General features: G+C 72.8%; 16 protein-coding genes. 11 read left to right on the top strand and 5 right to left on the bottom strand.

Annotated elements, in window-relative coordinates; genetic code table 11:
* Positions 1-16: 16 nt before the first annotated feature.
* Positions 17-883, top strand: a complete 867-nt coding sequence (locus OHA99_RS32290; protein WP_164385646.1) for an acyl-CoA thioesterase II — start codon at positions 17-19, stop codon at positions 881-883.
* A gap of 1 nt (position 884) precedes the next feature.
* Here the strand turns inward: OHA99_RS32290 and OHA99_RS32285 are convergent, their stop codons facing one another.
* Together OHA99_RS32285 and OHA99_RS32280 are read right to left on the bottom strand one after the other, a co-directional pair.
* Positions 885-1,883, bottom strand: coding sequence for a DUF6397 family protein (locus tag OHA99_RS32285; RefSeq protein ID WP_405698492.1), 999 nt, complete (start codon positions 1,881-1,883; stop codon positions 885-887).
* A gap of 137 nt (positions 1,884-2,020) precedes the next feature.
* Positions 2,021-2,434 carry a roadblock/LC7 domain-containing protein gene (locus OHA99_RS32280; protein ID WP_153180985.1) on the bottom strand — a complete coding sequence of 138 codons (414 nt, stop codon included), beginning with the start codon at positions 2,432-2,434 and terminating at the stop codon, positions 2,021-2,023.
* 107 nt (positions 2,435-2,541) lie between these two features.
* On the opposite strand from OHA99_RS32280, the gene OHA99_RS32275 reads away from it, so the two are divergent.
* Positions 2,542-2,970: a PPOX class F420-dependent oxidoreductase gene (locus OHA99_RS32275; protein ID WP_153180984.1), complete on the top strand. Its 429-nt coding sequence runs from the start codon at positions 2,542-2,544 to the stop codon at positions 2,968-2,970.
* Between the two features lie 284 nt (positions 2,971-3,254).
* On the top strand, positions 3,255-3,854 hold the full coding sequence (locus tag OHA99_RS32270; RefSeq protein ID WP_282879840.1) for a class I SAM-dependent methyltransferase: 600 nt from the start codon (positions 3,255-3,257) through the stop codon (positions 3,852-3,854).
* Positions 3,855-4,030: 176 nt separating this feature from the next.
* Here the strand turns inward: OHA99_RS32270 and OHA99_RS32265 are convergent, their stop codons facing one another.
* Positions 4,031-4,927, bottom strand: a complete 897-nt coding sequence (locus OHA99_RS32265) for an oxygenase MpaB family protein (protein ID WP_381498555.1) — start codon at positions 4,925-4,927, stop codon at positions 4,031-4,033.
* A gap of 97 nt (positions 4,928-5,024) precedes the next feature.
* Here OHA99_RS32265 and OHA99_RS32260 point away from each other — a divergent pair, with 97 nt between their 5' ends.
* Both OHA99_RS32260 and OHA99_RS32255 read left to right on the top strand, forming a co-directional pair.
* Positions 5,025-5,333: a hypothetical protein gene (locus OHA99_RS32260; RefSeq protein ID WP_164385642.1), complete on the top strand. Its 309-nt coding sequence runs from the start codon at positions 5,025-5,027 to the stop codon at positions 5,331-5,333.
* A 141-nt stretch (positions 5,334-5,474) separates the two neighbouring features.
* A complete protein-coding gene (locus tag OHA99_RS32255; RefSeq protein WP_381498471.1) occupies positions 5,475-6,389 on the top strand; it encodes a hypothetical protein in 915 nt (304 codons plus the stop codon).
* A gap of 135 nt (positions 6,390-6,524) precedes the next feature.
* Here the strand turns inward: OHA99_RS32255 and OHA99_RS32250 are convergent, their stop codons facing one another.
* Positions 6,525-6,707 carry a hypothetical protein gene (locus OHA99_RS32250; RefSeq protein WP_153180979.1) on the bottom strand — a complete coding sequence of 61 codons (183 nt, stop codon included), beginning with the start codon at positions 6,705-6,707 and terminating at the stop codon, positions 6,525-6,527.
* Positions 6,708-7,165: 458 nt separating this feature from the next.
* On the opposite strand from OHA99_RS32250, the gene OHA99_RS32245 reads away from it, so the two are divergent.
* Together OHA99_RS32245 and OHA99_RS32240 are read left to right on the top strand one after the other, a co-directional pair.
* The gene (locus tag OHA99_RS32245) at positions 7,166-9,859 is read left to right on the top strand and encodes a DEAD/DEAH box helicase (protein WP_405698491.1); all 2,694 of its coding nucleotides are present in this window, start codon (positions 7,166-7,168) and stop codon (positions 9,857-9,859) included.
* Entirely contained in the window at positions 9,856-11,124 is a 1,269-nt protein-coding gene (locus tag OHA99_RS32240) for an SWF or SNF family helicase (protein ID WP_405698490.1), read from the top strand. Before OHA99_RS32245 ends, OHA99_RS32240 begins: the two co-directional genes overlap by 4 nt.
* 154 nt (positions 11,125-11,278) lie before the next feature.
* Here OHA99_RS32240 and xylA read toward each other — a convergent pair whose 3' ends face one another.
* Positions 11,279-12,442 carry a xylose isomerase gene (gene xylA, locus OHA99_RS32235; RefSeq protein WP_153180976.1) on the bottom strand — a complete coding sequence of 388 codons (1,164 nt, stop codon included), beginning with the start codon at positions 12,440-12,442 and terminating at the stop codon, positions 11,279-11,281.
* A gap of 156 nt (positions 12,443-12,598) precedes the next feature.
* Between xylA and xylB the strand changes: the two genes are divergently transcribed.
* From xylB to OHA99_RS32215, 4 genes are all read left to right on the top strand, one after another.
* Complete coding sequence (xylB, locus tag OHA99_RS32230; protein ID WP_405698489.1) at positions 12,599-14,044, top strand: xylulokinase; 1,446 nt, start codon at positions 12,599-12,601, stop codon at positions 14,042-14,044.
* Positions 14,045-14,291: 247 nt separating this feature from the next.
* On the top strand, positions 14,292-15,500 hold the full coding sequence (locus OHA99_RS32225; RefSeq protein ID WP_381543865.1) for an ROK family protein: 1,209 nt from the start codon (positions 14,292-14,294) through the stop codon (positions 15,498-15,500).
* Positions 15,501-15,996: 496 nt separating this feature from the next.
* Positions 15,997-16,632 (top strand): N-acetylmuramoyl-L-alanine amidase, encoded by a 636-nt coding sequence (locus tag OHA99_RS32220; RefSeq protein ID WP_153180973.1) that lies wholly within the window; start codon positions 15,997-15,999, stop codon positions 16,630-16,632.
* A 169-nt stretch (positions 16,633-16,801) separates the two neighbouring features.
* A complete protein-coding gene (locus OHA99_RS32215) occupies positions 16,802-18,061 on the top strand; it encodes a GAF domain-containing protein (RefSeq protein WP_405698488.1) in 1,260 nt (419 codons plus the stop codon).
* Positions 18,062-18,168 lie beyond the last annotated feature (107 nt).

Here is an 18,168-nt window from a genome sequence, read left to right as displayed (position 1 = left end):
CAGGAGAGTCCCACCGATGACGAATCCGGCCGAGAGCCTCGTCGCCCTGCTCGACCTGGAGCAGATCGAGGTCAACATCTTCCGTGGCCGCAGCCCCGAGGAGTCGCTGCAGCGCGTCTTCGGCGGCCAGGTGGCCGGCCAGGCGTTGGTCGCCGCGGGCCGCACCACCGACGGCGACCGCCCGGTGCACTCGCTGCACGCGTACTTCCTGCGCCCCGGTCGCCCCGGTGTGCCGATCGTGTACCAGGTCGAACGGGACCGGGACGGGCGGTCGTTCACGACTCGCCGGGTCACCGCCGTGCAGCAGGGACGCACGATCTTCACGCTCACCGCCTCCTTTCACAAGCCTGAGCAGGGGAGTTTCGAGCACCAGTTGCCGCCGGCCCGCAAGGTCCCGGATCCCGAGTCGCTGCCGACGGTTGCCGATGAGGTACGGGAGCACCTGGGTGCACTGCCGGAGCAGCTGGAGCGGATGGCACGCCGCCAGCCCTTCGACATCCGCTACGTCGACCGGCTGCGCTGGAGCCGCGAGGAGGTCGAGGGCGCCGAACCCCGCAGCGCCGTGTGGATGCGTGCGGTGGGGCCGCTCGGCGACGACCCGCTCGTGCACACCTGCGCCCTGACCTACGCGAGCGACATGACGCTCCTGGACGCGGTGCGCATCCCGGTGGAGCCGCTGTGGGGCCCCAGAGGGTTCGACATGGCGTCGCTGGACCACGCCATGTGGTTCCACCGGCCGTTCCGCGCGGACGAGTGGTTCCTGTACGACCAGGAGTCTCCGATCGCGACCGGTGGCCGCGGTCTCGCCCGTGGACGGATCTACGACACGGAAGGACGGATGCTGGTGTCCGTCGTCCAGGAGGGCCTCTTCCGGTCCCTGTAGGTCAGGAGTCTCTGCGCCACAGCCGGCCGAACAGGCCGCTCAGCCGTCCGGGTCGCTCCGCCGGGCGGGGCCCCTGGAGCTCCGTGCCGCGCCGCGCGCCGGCCACCGTCTCGGGCCGCAGGGGCTCCGCCGTCCCACCCGGCACGGGCTCGGAACCGGACTGGACCGGCACGGCGTGCAGGGCCGGGCGGGGTGCCGGGCACTGCCGACGGGCCGCTTCCACCGCGCCTGCCAGGTCCGACCGGAGCCAGTCGATCTCGTCCTGGTCTGCGGCTGTCACGATCTCCTCGGCGAGCTGTGCGGCCGGGGAGTCCGGCGAGCCGTGCGCTGCGGGAACGGGGCGGAACCGGCGCAGACGCGAGCGCTCGTACGGGTCGGTGACGACCTCCGAGACCTCGGCGGCGTCGAGCAGCGACGCCACGGCCGCGGCCCGGTCCCACGGGTCGTCGGCCGCCTGGCGGAGCAGGAAGCCCAGGTGCCTTCCCCGCCAGTTGCGGGGCCGCAGGTCCAGCCCCTCCCCCAGTTGAGCCCGGAGGACTTCGGCTGTGCGGCCCGTCAACAGTGCCGCGTTGCGCTCGTCGGCGGCGAACCGCCGTAGCTCCTCGGCCAGATAGAGCCAGACGACGGCGCGGTACCGGTTGACGTAGAACTTCACCGGTACCAGCAGCCCCAGCCGTGCCAGACGGGTGAACCGTGCCTTGGTCACGTGCATGAGGGCCGCGCCCTCCGTGGTTCCGACGGTCCGGACACCGGACCGGAGCCCCTCGGGGAAGCCGTTCGCCGCCCGGATCCGGTCGATCTCGTCGCGGGGGACTCGCCACCCCCCTCCCGCGCGGTCGGGAACCGTACGGACACGGCCGAGGTGCACCGCGAGGTCGAGCTCGCTTCGCCTGAGCCCCAGTTCCCGTGCCGCGCGATTCGGCGCGACAGAGGCGGCGCGGGTGGTGCCGGGCCGCTCGGCGGCCACGCCGGTCCTGTGCGTGACGGTGTTGCCGGACATGGTTCGTCTCCCCCGTGGAGTGTGTGGCAGGCGCCGTTCGCACCCGCTGACACAAAACCGTAGCCGCAGCCGCGACCTCCGTGGCAGGCCTGTGGACAACCCTGCGCCGGGCCCCCAACCGTCCGTGAAAGTGCAGGTCAGGGCTCGTTGGGGGATATGCGTCGGGGCTGCCGCGCATCGACGTCGAGGTGCTCGCCCACCCGGTTCACGAGCAGTGTCATCTCGTACGCGATCTGCCCGATGTCGGCCTCCGCCCCGCTCAGCACGCACAGACAGCTGCCCGAACCCGCCGCGGTGACGAACAGGACCGCGTCGTCGAACTCCACCATCGTCTGCCGTACCCGACCAGCGCCGAAGTGCCGGCCCGAGCCCTTGGCCAGGCTGTGCAGCCCGGACGACACGGCGGCGAGGTGCTCGGCGTCCTCGCGTCGCAAACCTGTGCTCGCCCCGGTCACCAGTCCGTCGTTGGACAGGACCAACGCGTGCCGTACGTGCTCGACGCGCGCCGTCAGGTCGTCAAGCAGCCAGCCGAGTCCCTGGTTCTGCACCATGGTCCGATATCTCCCCGTGTCTCCCCGTACGCGTTGCCTCCCCCTGGCCGGGGGATCCGTCCGCCAGCCTTCACCACGCCCGTGCTCCGGGCAAGGAGGATGGGGGCATGGCACAGAAGATGACCGATGAGGAATGGCGGGCCTTCGTCTCGCAAGGCACCCGCACCGGAAAGCTCTCGACCGTTCGGGCCGACGGCAGTCCGCATGTGGCGCCCATCTGGTTCCTTCTGGACGGGGACGACTTGGTGTTCAACACCGGCAAGGACACCGTGAAGGGGCGCAATCTGGTCCGTGACGGCCGTATCGCCCTGTGCGTGGACGACGATCGGCCGCCCTTCGATTTCGTGGTGCTTCAGGGCCGGGCGCGGATCTCGGAGGACCTCGGTGAGCTGCGGCACTGGGCCGCCCGCATCGCCGCCCGGTACATGGGGGAGGAACGCGCCGAGGAGTTCGGGGCGCGCAACGGCGTTCCGGGTGAACTCCTTGTCCGGGTCCCCGTGGACAAAGTCCTGGCCCAGAGGTCGGTGGCGGACTGAGGTCGGGCTGCCCGGTCGCTGTCTGCCCGGTCACTGTCCCGGTCAGCGGACGGAGTCGAGGAGACGGGCGGTGCGCAGGTGTACGCCGACGCTTCTCATCAACCGGGTCGGCCTCGTGGGCCACGAGGCCGATGCCGGCGGTCCCGCAAGTGAGGTGAGGACGGCGATGTGGGAGCCGTCTCCCGCGGCGGCCACGAACAGACACCCGTCGTCCTGGAACGTCGCGTCATGTTCCACCCCGTGCGCTGCGGCATCTTCCGCCCTCTCGGGGGATCATGCGGAGCATGAGTGACGACCACACGCACGTGCAGGAGTTCTTCGGCCCCCGGGCCGCAGACTGGGACCGCCGGTTCCCCGACGACGGACCGGCCTACGCGGCCGCGGTCGCCGAACTGGGGCTCCGGAAGGGTGATCGCGTGCTCGACGCGGGATGCGGCACCGGGCGCGCCCTACCGCCGTTGCGTGCGGCAGTGGGGCGCTCCGGTCAGGTCGTCGGCGCCGATCTGACCCCTGCCATGCTTCAGGCCGCCGTACACGCCGGGAGGGATCGCGACGGGTGTCTGCTGCTCACCGACGTGGCCGCGCTGCCGCTGCGTTCGGGGTCGCTCGACGCGGTGTTCGCGGCGGGGCTCATCGCCCATCTGCCCGATCCGGCCGGAAATCTGCGGGAGTTGGCGCGCGTCGTGCGCCCCGGCGGTGTACTGGCGCTCTTCCACCCGATCGGCAGGGCGGCGCTCGCGGCCCGGCAGGGGCGGCGGCTCACCCCGGACGACCTGCGAGCCGAGCCCAACCTCCGTGCGCTGCTTACCGGTTCCGGGTGGGACATGACGGTGTACGTCGACGAGGAGGCCCGCTTCCTGGCCCTGGCGGTACGGACGGGATGAGTCAGCCGCGGTCGGCGACCGCCGCCGCGGACGCGTCCGGGCGGTCGAGCATGATGTTGTGCCCGGCTCCCGGCACGGTCATCACGCGCACCCCCCGCGGCTCCCAGGGCCTCCCGGCCCGCCGGCGCGCTGGCCGCCGTTCTGGACGCGACCGGGCTGACCGGCGCCGAATCGCTTCACTCTGCGGCTGACGTGCCGATGTGGCGGACCGGGCAGCCCCGGATGCCGGGGACCGGGCTGGTGCCCAGCTCCGCCAGTTGATAGCCGGTCGGATATCCCTTGATCTCCCTGTTCTGGCGGGCATGGTGCGGAGCACGCCTCGGCGGCAGCAGTCGGACCGCCCGCCCGCGCAGCCTGACGGCACGGCGCACGGCCGCGCGGGTGGCCGGGCTCGGCGGTGCGTAGCCGAAGGCCCGCAGGAGGTGATCGTCGAGCAGGGCGAGGGTCCCGGCACGCAGCAGTGGTGCGAGGGGGCGCGGATACCAGGAGGCCATGAGGTCGAGTGTGGCGTCGGAGACACGACGCCCGCCCTCGTCCCAGGCGAAGTGGGCCGCCTCGTAGGCGTCGAGGCAGGCTTCGAACTCCTCGTAGGAACCGGGAATGTCCTTGATGCCCATGTGCCGGCCCAACGTGCGGTAGTGGACGGCGGAGGCGACGGTCTCGTGGCGGGACATCCGGCGCCATCCGTAGGCGTCGATCCAGCGTTTGGGGGTCACAACGAACGTGCACAGGACGTACCGCATGTCCTCGTTGGTGATGTCGTAGCTGCGGTGCATCCGGTTGATGCGCCGGATCGCCGTGCGTCCCTGCTCGCTGTCGAAGCCGTGCTCGACGATGGCGTCGAGCAGCAGCGCCGTGTCGTCGTACCGCTTCTGTGGCCGGTCGGTGAACTCCGCCGTCTCGGCGAGCAGCCGGCCGATGCTCGGCACGGCGTAGGTGCGGTAGAGCGCAAGTTCCAGGGCGCGGGCGAAGTCCCAGGGGAACTCGTAGGCCGAGGAGAGCCGGTAGATCTCCGATGCGTTCCCGTAGGGGTCCATGCGCCTGATCTGTGCCAGTAGTTCGAAGCGCCGCATCATGGCTGCCCCCTTCTGCCGTCGGAGCTTCGACTCTACGTTGAGTAGCAGGACATGCACCGTCAGGCAGGGTGATCGCAAGGGGAGGCTGGTCCATTTGTTCGGCAGGATCCGCGGTGCCTGGGACAGATCCCGTACCGCTCGGCGCTCGGAAGCGGCGAAGAACGGGCGGACGGGGGGCGGGTCGCGTTCCCACAACTTGTTCGAGGCGGCGGCCGCCTACGTCTCGGCGTGTGTGGACGACGACCAGGACCGGATCGACGAGGCGGCGGGCCGGGTGTCGCCGGAGGCCCTGTCCTTCGGGGTCAACGAACTGGCGTGCCGGGCCGTGATCGCGCTCGCGCGGGAACGGGACGAGCCCCCGCGGGACGTGGCCCGCGCGCTCCTGGGGCTGCCCGTGACCTGAGTGCCGCTCCTCGGTGGCGAGTGGTCGATTCGCCCCCGTCCAACCGGAAAACTGCAGCTCGGGTGCGTCTGGGAGTCGTGACAAGGGCTTCCCGGGCACACTAGGGTGCCCGCCATTGGACAAACCGATGGGGAGGCTGGGATGGCCGGGACGGACGAGGACGCCGTCGCCGCCGCGGACGACGCGCTCTATGTGCTCACGGCGGTGCTGCTGACGCCGGCGAAGTTTCCGAGCGTGCTGGGCGACGACTACCCGGAGGCGTGCGCCGCACTCGGTCTCCCGCCGCTGGCCGACGGCTACGGCCTGGTGCTCGGTCAGGACGGTGACGGCGCCCGGTGGACCGTCGTGGTCGACGACGTCTCGCTGGTCGCCGTCGCGGTGGCGTCCTGGGACTGCGGCATGGAGTACGACCTGTCTCCGGACGAGCGTTCGGTCGTCACCGCGCTGCCCGGCTGGCCTCTCGCGGTCGCGGTGGCGGCACCCGGTGTGCCCGTGCCGCACGACCCGGAACCCGACGCCGCCGACCGGCCCGCGCTGTGCCCGCCGGACACCACTGTCTGGGGCCCGGCTCAGCGCCGTCTGGGAGCCGACGAGATCGCTCTCCAGTGGGCGCAGTGGCGGGAGCAGATCGACGACGCGGAGTTCCCGACGCGGGACGGCGACACCGGTTCGGTGGACGGCGCCCCCGGTGAGGGGGAAACCGGAGCGAGCGGCGACGGGGGCGCACAGGCCGACGCCTCGGGTGGTGCCGTCGCCGCGGACGACCGGACCGGCGCGGGCACCTCTGGACACGACGGCGTCCGGCGGGTGCTCACGGAGGCCCGCGCCTACGTCGACACGCCGCCGCCGCTCGGCCGGGTCCGGTCGTCGTTCGCTCCGGGGGACGCGCGGACGCTGCGTGCGGACGGCCCCGGCTGGTCGCTCGTCGCCAGGACCGACGACATCGCGTTCATCCTGCTCGACGAGGAGCCCGGCGAGGTCCTTCCGGTGGGACGAGGCCCGTCGCTGCCCGGACTCCTGGAGGCGCTGGACAAGATGGCGGTACGTCCTAGCTGAGCAGGAACGGGGAAGTCCTCCGGCAGGAAAACCCTGCCGCTCCTCGCCACCCCGGCCCGTGTTCCCGGCACCCCGGCAGGGGACACGGGCCGGGGTGCCCGGCACCCCGGCAAGGGACGTCGCGGCGTCAGCGCCTCAGCGTCCTATCTCCCTGCGCGAGACACGGCGCAGCCTGCGTCGCTGCGAGGGGTCCAGGGTGAGGTAAGCGGCGGCCGGGACTCCCAGAACTATCAGCAGGGCGGCCCACCAGGGCAGCCAGATCAGCAGGATGAGCCCGGCTGCCACACCCCCCGCTGCGACCTTGGCGTTCTTCGACATGGTGTCGCCTCCTTCGCGGCCACTGCCGCTCTCTGTCCTGAAAACGGGCACGCGCTCCCGGCGGTTCCGTGCCTCGACCCTGAGAACTCCCTGAGGACCGACCCTTACGCGCCCCTGAGAGCACACCGTCGGCCGAGTCCGCGGCGAGGTCTCCGAGGTCCACCGAAGAGGCCTCTGCCCTTCTGCAGAGTGACCTATGCCATAACCCGTTCGCAGCTCGTGGCGCCGTCGATCGGGTACGATCGGCCGCCGCATCCCAGCTAGTCAAATTTGAGGAATAAGTCATCGCTGCGCAGAAGGATTCTCCTCCCACCCCTTCCGAGATCTCCGCGCTCGTCGGCTGCTGCGCTGTTTTCCTGCCCGGCGAACCGACCCGCACCAGCACGGTCGCGTTCTGGCGGCCCGACGGCGAAGCACCCGGTGCCCTCCCGTCGGGGACTCCGAGAAGCCTGACGGTCGTGGTGCCCGGCGGCGACGGCGTGGAAGCCGTGAACGTGCCCGCGGTGCTGCTGCCGCTACGGGCCGCCCTGCCGGTGCTCACGCGCGCGCGTGCCGGCACCGACGGCCACCGGGCATCGGTCTTCTGGGGTGCGGTCAGCGTCGAGGCGCTGCACCTCGTGGCGCGTGGGCTGTTGCTGCCCGGTCTGTCCGCGGGCGACCACGACGCCTGGCGTGCGGGACCACTGGGCGCGGAGGAGACCGAGCGGATCCGCCATCTCGCCGCCGCCATGCCGCCCGAGGCGCACGCGGTCCCGGTGGACAGCACCGGCCCCCTGCGGCTGCCCGACCCGGAAGGCCTGGTGCGGTCCTTCCTGGACGCCGTCGCGGACACGCTGCCCCGCTCCCCCGCCGCCGAACTCCTGACGGCCGGGCCCGCCTACGCCTCCTGGGAGCCCCAGCGGTCGCCCGAGTTGCGTGAGTGGGCCTCGGACGTCGCCGCTGGACACGACGCGGGCGTGCGGCTGTCCCTGCGCATCGAGGTGCGCGGGCTGTCGGCGTCGGCCTCCTCGGACGCCAGGCCGACGTTCCGGGTGGTGCCTCAGGTGCACAGTGTCAGCGATCCCGCACTCGTCGCGGACACCGCTCAGGTGTGGGCCGGTACCGTGGGCGAGGCGTTCGGCACGCGCGCGCGGGTGGACGCCCTGCTCTCCCTGCGCCGGGCGGCGCGAGCCTGGTCCTCCCTCACGCCCCTGCTGTCGGCGGCCGTACCGGACGCCGTGGAGCTCACCGACGAGGAGGTGACCGAGCTTCTCGGAGCCGGCTCCGAGGCCCTCGCCGGCGCGGGAGTCGACATCCACTGGCCGAGGGAACTGGCCCGGGACCTGACGGAGCATGCCGAGGTCGGGCCGCCCGACGGCGACCCGGCGTCGGGTGCGACCGCGTCCGAGGCCGGCCGGTCGTTCCTGTCGGCCGACGCGCTGCTCGCCTTCAACTGGACGTTCGCCCTGGGGGGCAAGGGACTGACGCGCGAGGAGCTGGACCTGCTCGCCGCGGCCAACCGCCCCCTCGTGCGCCTGCGCGACCAGTGGGTGCTCGTCGACCCCGAGGACGCCCGCCGCGCCCGCGCCCGGCAGGACCACAAGGTCACGCCGGTCGACGCGCTCGCAGCAGCCCTGACGGGCTCGACGGAGGTCGACGGACGGCGTGTGGAGGTGCGCCCGACGGGATGGCTGGCGACCCTGCGGGAGCGCCTCGCCGACCCCGAGGCGCAGGAGGCCGTGGCGCAGCCCGCCGCCCTCGACGCCACGCTGCGCGATTACCAGCGACGGGGCCTCAGCTGGCTGGTTCGCATGACCTCGTTGGGACTCGGCTGCTGTCTCGCCGACGACATGGGGCTCGGGAAGACCATCACACTGATCGCCCTGCATCTGCACCGGCAGACGGACGCGGACGCCGCCGGTCCCACCCTGGTGGTCTGCCCTACCTCCCTGATGGGCAACTGGCAGCGGGAGATCGAGCGGTTCGCGCCCGGCACGCCGGTGCGCCGCTTCCACGGCGCACGCCGCGACCTCGACGACCTGGCCGACGGCGCATTCGTGCTGACCACCTACGGCACCATGCGTCTGGACAGCGACCGACTCTCCGCCGTGCCGTGGGGCATGGTCGTGGCCGACGAGGCGCAGCACGTGAAGAACCCGTACTCCGAAACCGCGCGGCAACTGCGGTCCATCGGCGCACGCGCCCGCGTGGCGCTCACCGGCACGCCTGTGGAGAACAACCTCTCGGAACTGTGGGCCGTCCTCGACTGGGCCACCCCGGGGTTGCTGGGCCGCCTGGGCACCTTCCGCCGGCACTACGCCCAGGACGTCGAGAGCGGACAGGACCCGGCCGCGGCGGAGCGACTCGCCCGGCTGGTCCGGCCCTTCCTGCTGCGACGCCGCAAGTCGGACCCCGGAATCGCGCCGGAACTGCCGCCCAAGACGGAAACGGACCATCCCGTATCGCTGACCCCGGAGCAGACGGGCCTGTACGAGGCGGTGGTGCGCGAGGCGCTCTCGGAGATCGCCGGGGCCGACCACATGGCGCGGCGCGGCATGATCGTGAAGCTGCTGACGAGCCTCAAGCAGATCTGCAACCACCCGGCGCAGTTCCTCAAGGAGGACCGACCGAAGATCACCGGCCGCTCCGGGAAGCTGGAGCTGCTGGACGAGTTGCTCGACACGATCCTCTCGGAGGACGCGAGCGTGCTGATCTTCACTCAGTACGTGCAGCTGGCGCGGCTCCTCGAACAGCATCTGGCCGCGCGCGGCGTGTCGTCGCTGTTCCTGCACGGCGGCACGTCCGTCACCGCCCGCGAGTCGCTGGTGCGGCGGTTCCAGGACGGCGAGGTCCCGGTCTTCCTGTTGTCGCTCAAGGCCGCCGGCACCGGACTGAACCTCACGCGCGCGGAACACGTCGTGCACTACGACCGCTGGTGGAACCCGGCCGTCGAGGCGCAGGCCACCGACCGCGCCCACCGCATCGGGCAGACCCGCCCCGTGCAGGTGCACCGGCTGATCGCCGAGGGGACCATCGAGGACCGCATCGCCGCGCTGCTGAACCGCAAGAAGGAACTCGCCGACGCGGTTCTGGGCACGGGCGAGGCTGCGCTCACGGAGTTGACGGACGCGGAGCTGGCCGACCTGGTCGAGCTGCGAGGGGGTACACGATGACTCGGTACGACAACGACGCGGAACGGACGTTCGTCGCGCTGCCGCCCGCGCAGGGACGGGGCTTCGCGCAGACCTGGTGGGGCCGCGCCTGGCTGAAGGCGCTGGAGGACGCGGCGATGGACACGGCCCAGGTGAAGGCGGGGCGCCGCCTCGCGCGCGCGGGAGCGGTCGGCGCGGTCTCGGTGCGGCCGGGACGCATCACCGCGGTGGTCCAGGATCGGGACCGCACGGCACATCGGGCCGACGTGCTGCTGGAGCGGCTCTCCGACGCACAATGGGACCGCTTTGTCGACATGACGATCGAGCGGTCCGGGCATGTCGCGGCGCTGCTGGACCGCGACATGCCGCCGCACCTGGTGGAGGACGCCGCGGCCGCGGGCATCGACCTGCTGCCGGGCATGGGCGACCTGGAACCGGAGTGCGACTGCGGCGCCTGGGACCACTGCGGGCACACCGCCGCGCTCTGCTACCAGGTCGCCAGACTGCTGGACCAGGACCCCTTCGTCCTGCTGCTGATGCGAGGGCGTGCGGAGAGCGCCGTTCTCGACGCCCTTCAGACGCAGCACTCCACGCCCGCGGAGGAGGTCGCTTCCCGCGCGGAGGGAGTGGACGCCGCGGAGGCGTACGCGGTGGGGCAGGTCCTGCCTCCGTTGCCCGCGGCTCCCGCCCTCCGGGAGGGTCCGGGTGCACCGCCGTCCCTGGAGACCGAGACGGCGCCCCCGTCCGGCATCGACCCGCCGGCCCTGGTTCTCCTTGCCGCCCGCACCGCGACGGAGGCCCACCGCCTGCTCGCCGAAGCCCTGCGGAGCGGGCACGACCGGCAGGCCGTGCACCCCGAGCCGACCGTGGCGCAGGACGCCGTGCGCCTGGCGGCGGGAGATCCCGGGCCGGGCGTGCTGGACCGTCTCGGCGAGGGCTCCGGGCGCACGCGCGAGCAACTGGCCGCGGCCGTACGCGCGTGGCGGCTCGGCGGCGCGACCGCCGTGACCGTGCTCGAGGAGGAGTGGGTGGTGGAGGGCGACACGCTCGCACGCGCGCGTGCGGCACTGGAGTCGTCCTGGGAGGAGGACGAGCGGCCCTCCTTGCGGGCGCGGGCCAACCGGTGGACCGTCACCGGCGCACCGCACCAGATCCGGCTGGACCGCGACGGGCGCTGGTGGCCGTACCGCAGGGAACACGGCCGGTGGGCCCCCGCCGGCGGTGCGGCACAGGACCCGGCGACGGCCCTGGCTTCGGCGGTCCTCGCCGCGGGGGACGAGCCCTGACGTCCTCTCCGGCCCTGCCCTGCGCCGCCCTGTCTCTTTGTCGCTTTCCCGTCCCCGTGGACGCGCACGGGGACGGGGGCTGCTGACGACCCGCGAAAGCTCCGGCCCCGTCCGCGAAGGAGGGGCCGGAGCTTTCGCGCGGGGGCGGGACCGGTCAGCGGGCGCCGAGGAGGTGGTCCATGGCGAGCTGGTCGAGGTGCTCGAAGGCCATGCCGCGCGCGGCGGCCGCGTCCACGTCGAAGGTGTCGTAGGCGCTCCGGTCGGCGAGCAGGCCGGCGAGACCGTCCTCGGCGGTCGGGCGGGCCAGCTCGTCCAGCCTGGCCGCGGCCAGGGCCTCCTGCACCTGCGGGTCGGCGCGGAAGGCGGCCGCCCGGTCCTTGAGGATCAGGTAGTTGCGCATGCAGCCGGCGGCCGACGCCCACACACCGTCGAGGTCCTCGGTCCGCGGCGGCTTGAAGTCGAAGTGCCGCGGCCCCGCGTACCCGGCCCGCTCCAGGAGGTCGACGAGCCAGAACGCGGCCCGCAGGTCGCCCGCGCCGAACCGCAGGTCCTGGTCGTACTTGATGCCGGACTGGCCGTTGAGGTCGATGTGGAAGAGCTTGCCCGCCCACAGTGCCTGGGCGATGCCGTGGGGGAAGTTGAGACCGGCCATCTGCTCGTGGCCGACCTCCGGGTTCACGCCGTAGAGTTCCGGCCGCTCGAGACGCTCGATGAACGCCAGTGCGTGCCCCACCGTGGGGAGCAGGATGTCACCGCGCGGCTCGTTCGGCTTCGGCTCGATCGCGAACTTCAGGTCGTATCCCTGCTCGGTGACGTACTCGCCCAGCAGGTCGAAGGCCTCCTTCATGCGGTCCAGCGCGTCCCGCACGTCCTTTGCGGCGCCGGACTCCGCGCCCTCCCGGCCGCCCCAGGCCACGTAGACGCTCGCGCCCAGCTCGACCGCGAGATCGATGTTGCGGATCGTCTTGCGCAGCGCGTAGCGGCGCACGTCCCGGTCGTTGGCGGTGAAGGCGCCGTCCTTGAACACCGGGTGGGTGAACAGGTTCGTCGTCGCCATCGGCACCTTCATGCCGGTCTCGTCCAGCGCCTGCCGGAACCGCTTGATGTGCGCCTCCCGCTCGGCGTCGCTCGCCCCGAACGGAATCAGGTCGTCGTCGTGGAACGTGACGCCGTGGGCGCCCAGCTCCGACAGCCGCCGCACGGACTCCGCCGGGTCCAGGGCCCGCCGGGTGGCGTCACCGAACGGGTCACGACCCTGCCAGCCGACCGTCCACAAACCGAACGTGAACCTGTCCTCGGGAGTGGGCTGGTAGTTCATTCCGCGGCTCCTCACTCGATGCCGATCAATCGCTGCCGACTATTTCGTCATGGCGCTTTACAAATTAGTATGCACACACGGTCCTGGGAAGGGACAAGGTGTGTCCCCGAAGGAGTGAGTCCGGGTCCCAGGACCCGCGAGAGAGGGAGAAGCCCGATGTCAGCAGCCGAGGGTCCGCTCGTCGTCGGCGTGGACACGTCCACCCAGTCCACCAAGGCACTGGTCGTCGACGCGGCCACCGGCCGGGTGGTCGCGAGCGGTCAGGCGCCGCACACCGTGTCCTCCGGGGCCGCCCGTGAGAGCGATCCCCGTCAGTGGTGGGACGCGCTGGGCGAGGCCCTGGCCCAGTGCGGCGACGCCGCCCGTGAGGCCGCCGCGGTGTCCATCGGCGGGCAGCAGCACGGCCTTGTCACGCTGGACGAGCAGGGCGAGCCGGTGCGTCCCGCCCTGCTCTGGAACGACGTGCGCTCGGCCCCGCAGGCCCGCCGTCTGATCGACGAAATGGGCGGGCCCAAGGCCTGGGCGGAGCGCACGGGCAGTGTGCCCAGCGCCTCCTTCACGGTCACCAAGTGGGCCTGGCTGGCCGAGCACGAGCCGGACGCGGCCCGCGCGGTCAGGGCCGTGCGACTCCCCCACGACTACCTCACCGAGCGCCTCACCGGTGAGGGGACCACCGACCGCGGCGACGTGTCCGGCACCGGCTGGTGGGCGTCGGGCACGGAGGCGTACGACGAGGGGCTCCTCGCGCACGTGGGGCTCGATCCGGCGCTGCTGCCCCGAGTGGTGCGGCCCGGCGAGGTGGCCGGTACCGTGCGCGACGGCCACGGCCTGCCGTTCTCCAAGGGGACCCTGGTCGCCGCCGGCACCGGGGACAACGCGGCCGCCGCGCTGGGGCTCGGGCTGCGCCCCGGCGTCCCGGTGATGAGCCTCGGCACGTCGGGGACGGTGTACGCCGTCTCGCAGCACCGGCCCGCCGACCCGACCGGGACCGTGGCGGGTTTCGCGGACGCACGCGGCGACTGGCTGCCTCTGGCATGCACGCTCAACTGCACGCTCGCCGTCGACCGCGTCGCGGCCCTGCTGAACCTGGACCGGGAAGCCGTCGAGCCGGGCACCAGTACCACGCTGCTGCCCTTCCTGGACGGCGAACGCACACCGAACCTCCCGCACTCCTCCGGCCTCCTGTACGGGCTGCGCCACGACACGACCGCCGGCCAGCTGCTCCAGGCCGCGTACGACGGCGCCGTGCACTCGCTGCTCGGCGCGCTCGACCTGGTCCTCGACGCCGACGCGGACCCGTCCGCGCCGCTGCTGCTGATCGGCGGCGGCGCCCGGGGGGCGGCCTGGCAGCAGACCGTTCGGCGGTTGTCGGGGCGCCCGGTCCAGATCCCGGAAGCCAGGGAACTGGTCGCGCTCGGTGCCGCCGCGCAGGCGGCCGGTCTGCTGACCGGGGAGGACGCGGCCGCGGTCGCCCGCCGCTGGAACACGGCCGCCGGGCCGGTGCTCGAGGCGGTGGAACGGGACGAGGCGACGCTGGACAGGATCACCGGGGTACTCTCCGACGCGGCACCACTGCTGGAACGGGACGCGACCGCCCACTGAGGAGGTGCTCGCACGAGCGGGCATCCGTGAACCGTTCCTGCGGGACGCCGCAGGAACGGGGCGACCCAAGTGGAGTCGTTTCGGGGAGGCCACACCGGCGCGTCCCGGCGTCGGCCGGCGAGCGCATGGACCACCACGACCAGCGGTCACCGGCCGAGGCCCTCCCGGGCGCCGGAAGCTGGCCGCTCCGGCGGGACCACCACCCGGTACCGGACCGAGCGACGACAGACCAAGGACTGACGGAGGCATGACCGCACCGCCGCACGAAGCCCACCCGGCACGCCCCGGGCGCGCGCTGCCGGACACCCAGCAGGGGATGCGCCGCCGCAACCTCGCGCGCGTGATGCACGCCGTCAGCGCCGAGGGACCGCTGTCCCGGGCCGCCGTCGCCTCACGGATCGGGCTGACGCGAGCGGCGGTGTCGACCCTCGTGGACGAACTCGTCCGCTCGGGCCTGCTGGAGGAGCTGGGCCCCGAGCGTCCCGGCCGCGTGGGCCGGCCCGGGTCCGCGCTCGCCGTCAGCGCACAGGGCCCGGCCGGCATCGGTGCGGAGGTCGGCGTCGACCATCTCGCGGTCTGTGCGGTCGACCTCCGCGGGCGGGTACGCGCGCGTGCCGTTCGGTACGGGAGCAACCGGGGCCGTTCGCCGGAGCCGGTACTCGAGCAGCTCACCGGTCTGGTGGGGCGGGTCGTCTCGGAGGCGGAGGCCGAGGGTCTGTGGCCGGCCGGGCTCGCGGTCGCCGTGCCGGGTCTCGTGGCACGGGACGGCCGCACCGTCGTGCGCGCCCCGAACCTGGACTGGCACGGCGTGGACCTCGCCACGCTGCTGCCCGCGGATCTGCCGCCGACCGTGGACAACGAGGCCAACTTCGGTGCCCTCGCCGAACTCTGGCTCGGTGACGGCACCCCCCGGGACTTCCTGCACGTCTCGGCCGAGATCGGCATCGGTGCGGCCGTGGTGTTCGACGGCCGGCTGCTGCGTGGAACCCGCGGGTTCGCAGGTGAACTCGGTCATGTGCCGGTCCGCCCCGACGGGCCGGCCTGCGCTTGCGGCGGGCAGGGATGCCTCGAGCAGTACGCGGGTGAGAAGGCGGTACTGCGCGCGGCGGGCGTGGAGCCCGGGGAAGACCGGGTCGGGCTGCTCGCGGGGCGTGCCGCGGAGGGCGACGAGGACGTACGGCGTGCCCTGCGCGAGGCGGGCACGGCGCTCGGCATCGCCCTGACCGGTGCGGTCAACCTGCTGGACCCCGAGGGAGTGGTGCTGGGCGGCGCGCTGGCCGGACTCGCGCCCTGGCTGGTGCCGTCGCTGCGCGAAGAACTCGCCCGGCGCACGGCCGGCCCGGCCTGCCCGGTCGCGGTGTCGGAACTGGGCCCACAGGGGCCGCTGCTCGGTGCCGCGCACTCCGTGGTGCGGGCGGTCCTGGACGACCCGGGCGCGGTGGCCCGGCGGGCCTGACGCCCAACACGCCCCGCCGGCGGCACCGGCAACCGGCACTGGCACTGGCACTGGCACTGGCACTGGCACCGGCACCGGAGCGACCGCACGGACCACGCAGCGACCGCACGGCTCCGTACCGTCGCCCGACCGCCGCCCGCGACGACCGCTGCGGCGACGACCACAACCTGCGACGACTCTGCGGCCACGGCTGAACCGCCCCCGCCGCAGGATTCCCCGGAGATCAGCGCCGTCCTCCCCCGCGCTCCTTGGCACCCCTGTTCACTCGATCGAGTGAGCGAGTTGTCCACAAGGCGGTGGCTGTCCACGGAACGGCGCGGCGCTCTACTGCGCAACCCCCGCCCCCCGTACGGTGATTCACGCGGACGCACCTCGCCCACGGGGCGGTCGGAAGTCCGCGTCGGCCTTCCGCTCCGCAACCATGTCGCTCCGTCATGCCGAACAGCTGAGCACCCCCCACCGGGCCCAGAGCCCCATCGACGAAAGGGCAATCCCCATGGACAGCGAAGGGACAGCACCCGTTCCGAGCAGGCGGCGGCTCCTGAAGGGCGCCGCGCTGGCCACCGTCCCGTACGCCCTGCTCTCCGGCACACGGGCCGCGGCGCAGGCCCGTACCGTCGACCACCTCACCGTCGACCGCACCGCCCTCGACTACCCCGCCCTCGACTGGCAGCCGGCGAGCGCGTCCAACTACAGCCGATCGAGCCGCCCCACGGCCTACCCCGTCGACTACGTGGTCGTCCATGTCACCCAGGAGACGTACGCCGACACCCTGTCCATCTTCCGCGATCCGGAGAAACAGGTGTCGGCGCACTACGTCGTGCGGTCCTCCGACGGGCACGTGGCCCAGTGCGTCCGTGAGGCGGACATCGCCTGGCACGCGGGCAACTGGGACTACAACACCCGCAGCATCGGGATCGAACACGAGGGCTGGGTGGACCGGCCCGAGTACTTCACCAACGCCCTGTACGAGCAGTCGGCCCGGCTCACCGCCGCGATCTGCACCGCCTACGGCATCCCCAAGGACCGCACGCACATCATCGCGCACCACGAGGTGCCCGGCAGCGACCACACGGACCCGGGACCCTTCTGGGACTGGACCCGCTACATCAGACTGGTCAACTTCGCCTGACCCACTCGCCGCGGGCTTCGCCAGCGTCCACCCCGTGCACCCCGTGCACCCGGAACACGGTGTTCCCGGTGATCCGGCTGGTCGAAGTGGTTGTCCGAGCGTAAGCACGGCGTCACGATGTCCCGAAGTCCCGAAGTCCCGAACCGCAGGACCGTCCGGGGAGGCCGAGTTGACTGATTCATGGCTGGCTCTGGAACCGGGGGCCGACCCCGTGGAGCGGGCGCGCACACTGCGGCGGGCCCACGAGACGTTCACCGAAGCGGGGACGGTGCCGCGTCCCGTGCGCGCCGTCGTGGCGGATTCGTGGCGGCGATCCGTCCGGGCGGGTGTCGGCCCGGACGGCACCGCGGACGTGGAGCTGATGGACGGTGACCTCGGCGCCTACCGGGCCGAACACCCCCTGGCACGGGTGATGCCACTGGTCCGGGAGCTCCTGGGCACGTTCGCCGACGACGGCGAGCATCTGCTCGCGGTGTGCGACGCGCACGGCCGGCTGCTGTGGGTCGAGGGGCATCCGGCCACCCGGCGCCGGGCGGGCGGGATGAACTTCGTGCCCGGGGCCCGCTGGGCGGAGTCGGCTGTCGGGACCAACGCTCCGGGGACGGCGGTGGCCGTCGGCCGGCCGGTGCAGGTCTTCGCGGCCGAGCACTTCATACGCCGGGTCCAGCCCTGGACCTGCGCCGCCGCCCCGGTGCACGATCCCCGCACCGGGCGGGTGCTCGGTGCCGTGGACATCACCGGCGGGGACCGTCTGGCACACCCGCACAGCCTGGGTTTCGTACAGGCCGTCGCACGTGCCGCGGAGTCGCAGCTGGCGCTGCTCACTCCGGAGCGGCCCGGAACCGCGTCGGCCGAACTGACCGCGCTGGGCCGGGACGAGGCGCTGCTGGACGCGGAGGGCCGCCGGGTGCGGCTGAGCCGGCGGCACAGCGAGATCGTCGTGCTGCTGGCCCACCACCCGGAAGGCCTGACCGGCGACGAGTTGCTGTGTGCCCTGTACGAGGACGAGTCGGTGCCGCCGGTGACGCTGCGGGCAGAACTGGCCCGGCTGCGCGGCATCCTGGGGCCCGGGCGCCTGGCCTCCCGGCCGTACCGGCTCACGATGCCCGTCGAGACCGACGCCGCCGTTGTGGAACGCCGTCTGGGGGCCGGCGCGGTCACGGCCGCCGCGACGGCGTACGCGGGCCCACTGCTCCCCGGCTCGCAGGCTCCCGCTGTGCAACGGCTCAGGCGCCGGCTCGCCGACGGTCTGCGGGCTGCGCTGATCGCCTGTGGCGATCCCGACCTGCTGGCCGACTGGGCACACGCACCGTGGGGGGAGGACGATCTCGACGTGTGGCGCGCGCTCGCGGCGGTCCGGCCCACGGCGGCGACCGGCTCCCGGCTCGCGGCGCTGGAGTCCGAGCTGACGGCGTCGGACACGTGGTGAGCGCCGACCCGCGAGCTGCCCTTCCGGAGACCGGACGGTGACGACGGCGCACGCAACGTCACTGCAACGTCCCGCTTCCTAGCCTCACGCGCAGAGCTGTCCAACGG

It is taken from the genome of Streptomyces coelicoflavus (assembly GCF_045041415.1).
Taxonomy (GTDB): Bacteria; Actinomycetota; Actinomycetes; order Streptomycetales; family Streptomycetaceae; genus Streptomyces; species Streptomyces coelicoflavus.
Note: the sequence above shows the minus strand (reverse complement) of the source record. Positions and strands in the feature narration are given on the sequence as shown.

Bases quoted from the DNA above. Each gene is read 5' to 3' on its own strand.
- OHA99_RS32250 (WP_153180979.1), bottom strand. From the start codon at position 6,707: ATGTCGAAGAACGCCAAGGTCGCAGCGGGGGGTGTGGCAGCCGGGCTC.
- OHA99_RS32240 (WP_405698490.1), top strand. From the start codon at position 9,856: ATGACTCGGTACGACAACGACGCGGAACGGACGTTCGTCGCGCTGCCG.
- OHA99_RS32270 (WP_282879840.1), top strand. From the start codon at position 3,255: ATGAGTGACGACCACACGCACGTGCAGGAGTTCTTCGGCCCCCGGGCC.
- OHA99_RS32285 (WP_405698492.1), bottom strand. From the start codon at position 1,883: ATGTCCGGCAACACCGTCACGCACAGGACCGGCGTGGCCGCCGAGCGG.
- OHA99_RS32225 (WP_381543865.1), top strand. From the start codon at position 14,292: ATGACCGCACCGCCGCACGAAGCCCACCCGGCACGCCCCGGGCGCGCG.
- xylB (WP_405698489.1), top strand. From the start codon at position 12,599: ATGTCAGCAGCCGAGGGTCCGCTCGTCGTCGGCGTGGACACGTCCACC.
- OHA99_RS32290 (WP_164385646.1), top strand. From the start codon at position 17: ATGACGAATCCGGCCGAGAGCCTCGTCGCCCTGCTCGACCTGGAGCAG.
- OHA99_RS32265 (WP_381498555.1), bottom strand. From the start codon at position 4,927: ATGCGGCGCTTCGAACTACTGGCACAGATCAGGCGCATGGACCCCTAC.
- OHA99_RS32255 (WP_381498471.1), top strand. From the start codon at position 5,475: ATGGCCGGGACGGACGAGGACGCCGTCGCCGCCGCGGACGACGCGCTC.
- OHA99_RS32220 (WP_153180973.1), top strand. From the start codon at position 15,997: ATGGACAGCGAAGGGACAGCACCCGTTCCGAGCAGGCGGCGGCTCCTG.
- xylA (WP_153180976.1), bottom strand. From the start codon at position 12,442: ATGAACTACCAGCCCACTCCCGAGGACAGGTTCACGTTCGGTTTGTGG.
- OHA99_RS32280 (WP_153180985.1), bottom strand. From the start codon at position 2,434: ATGGTGCAGAACCAGGGACTCGGCTGGCTGCTTGACGACCTGACGGCG.
- OHA99_RS32275 (WP_153180984.1), top strand. From the start codon at position 2,542: ATGGCACAGAAGATGACCGATGAGGAATGGCGGGCCTTCGTCTCGCAA.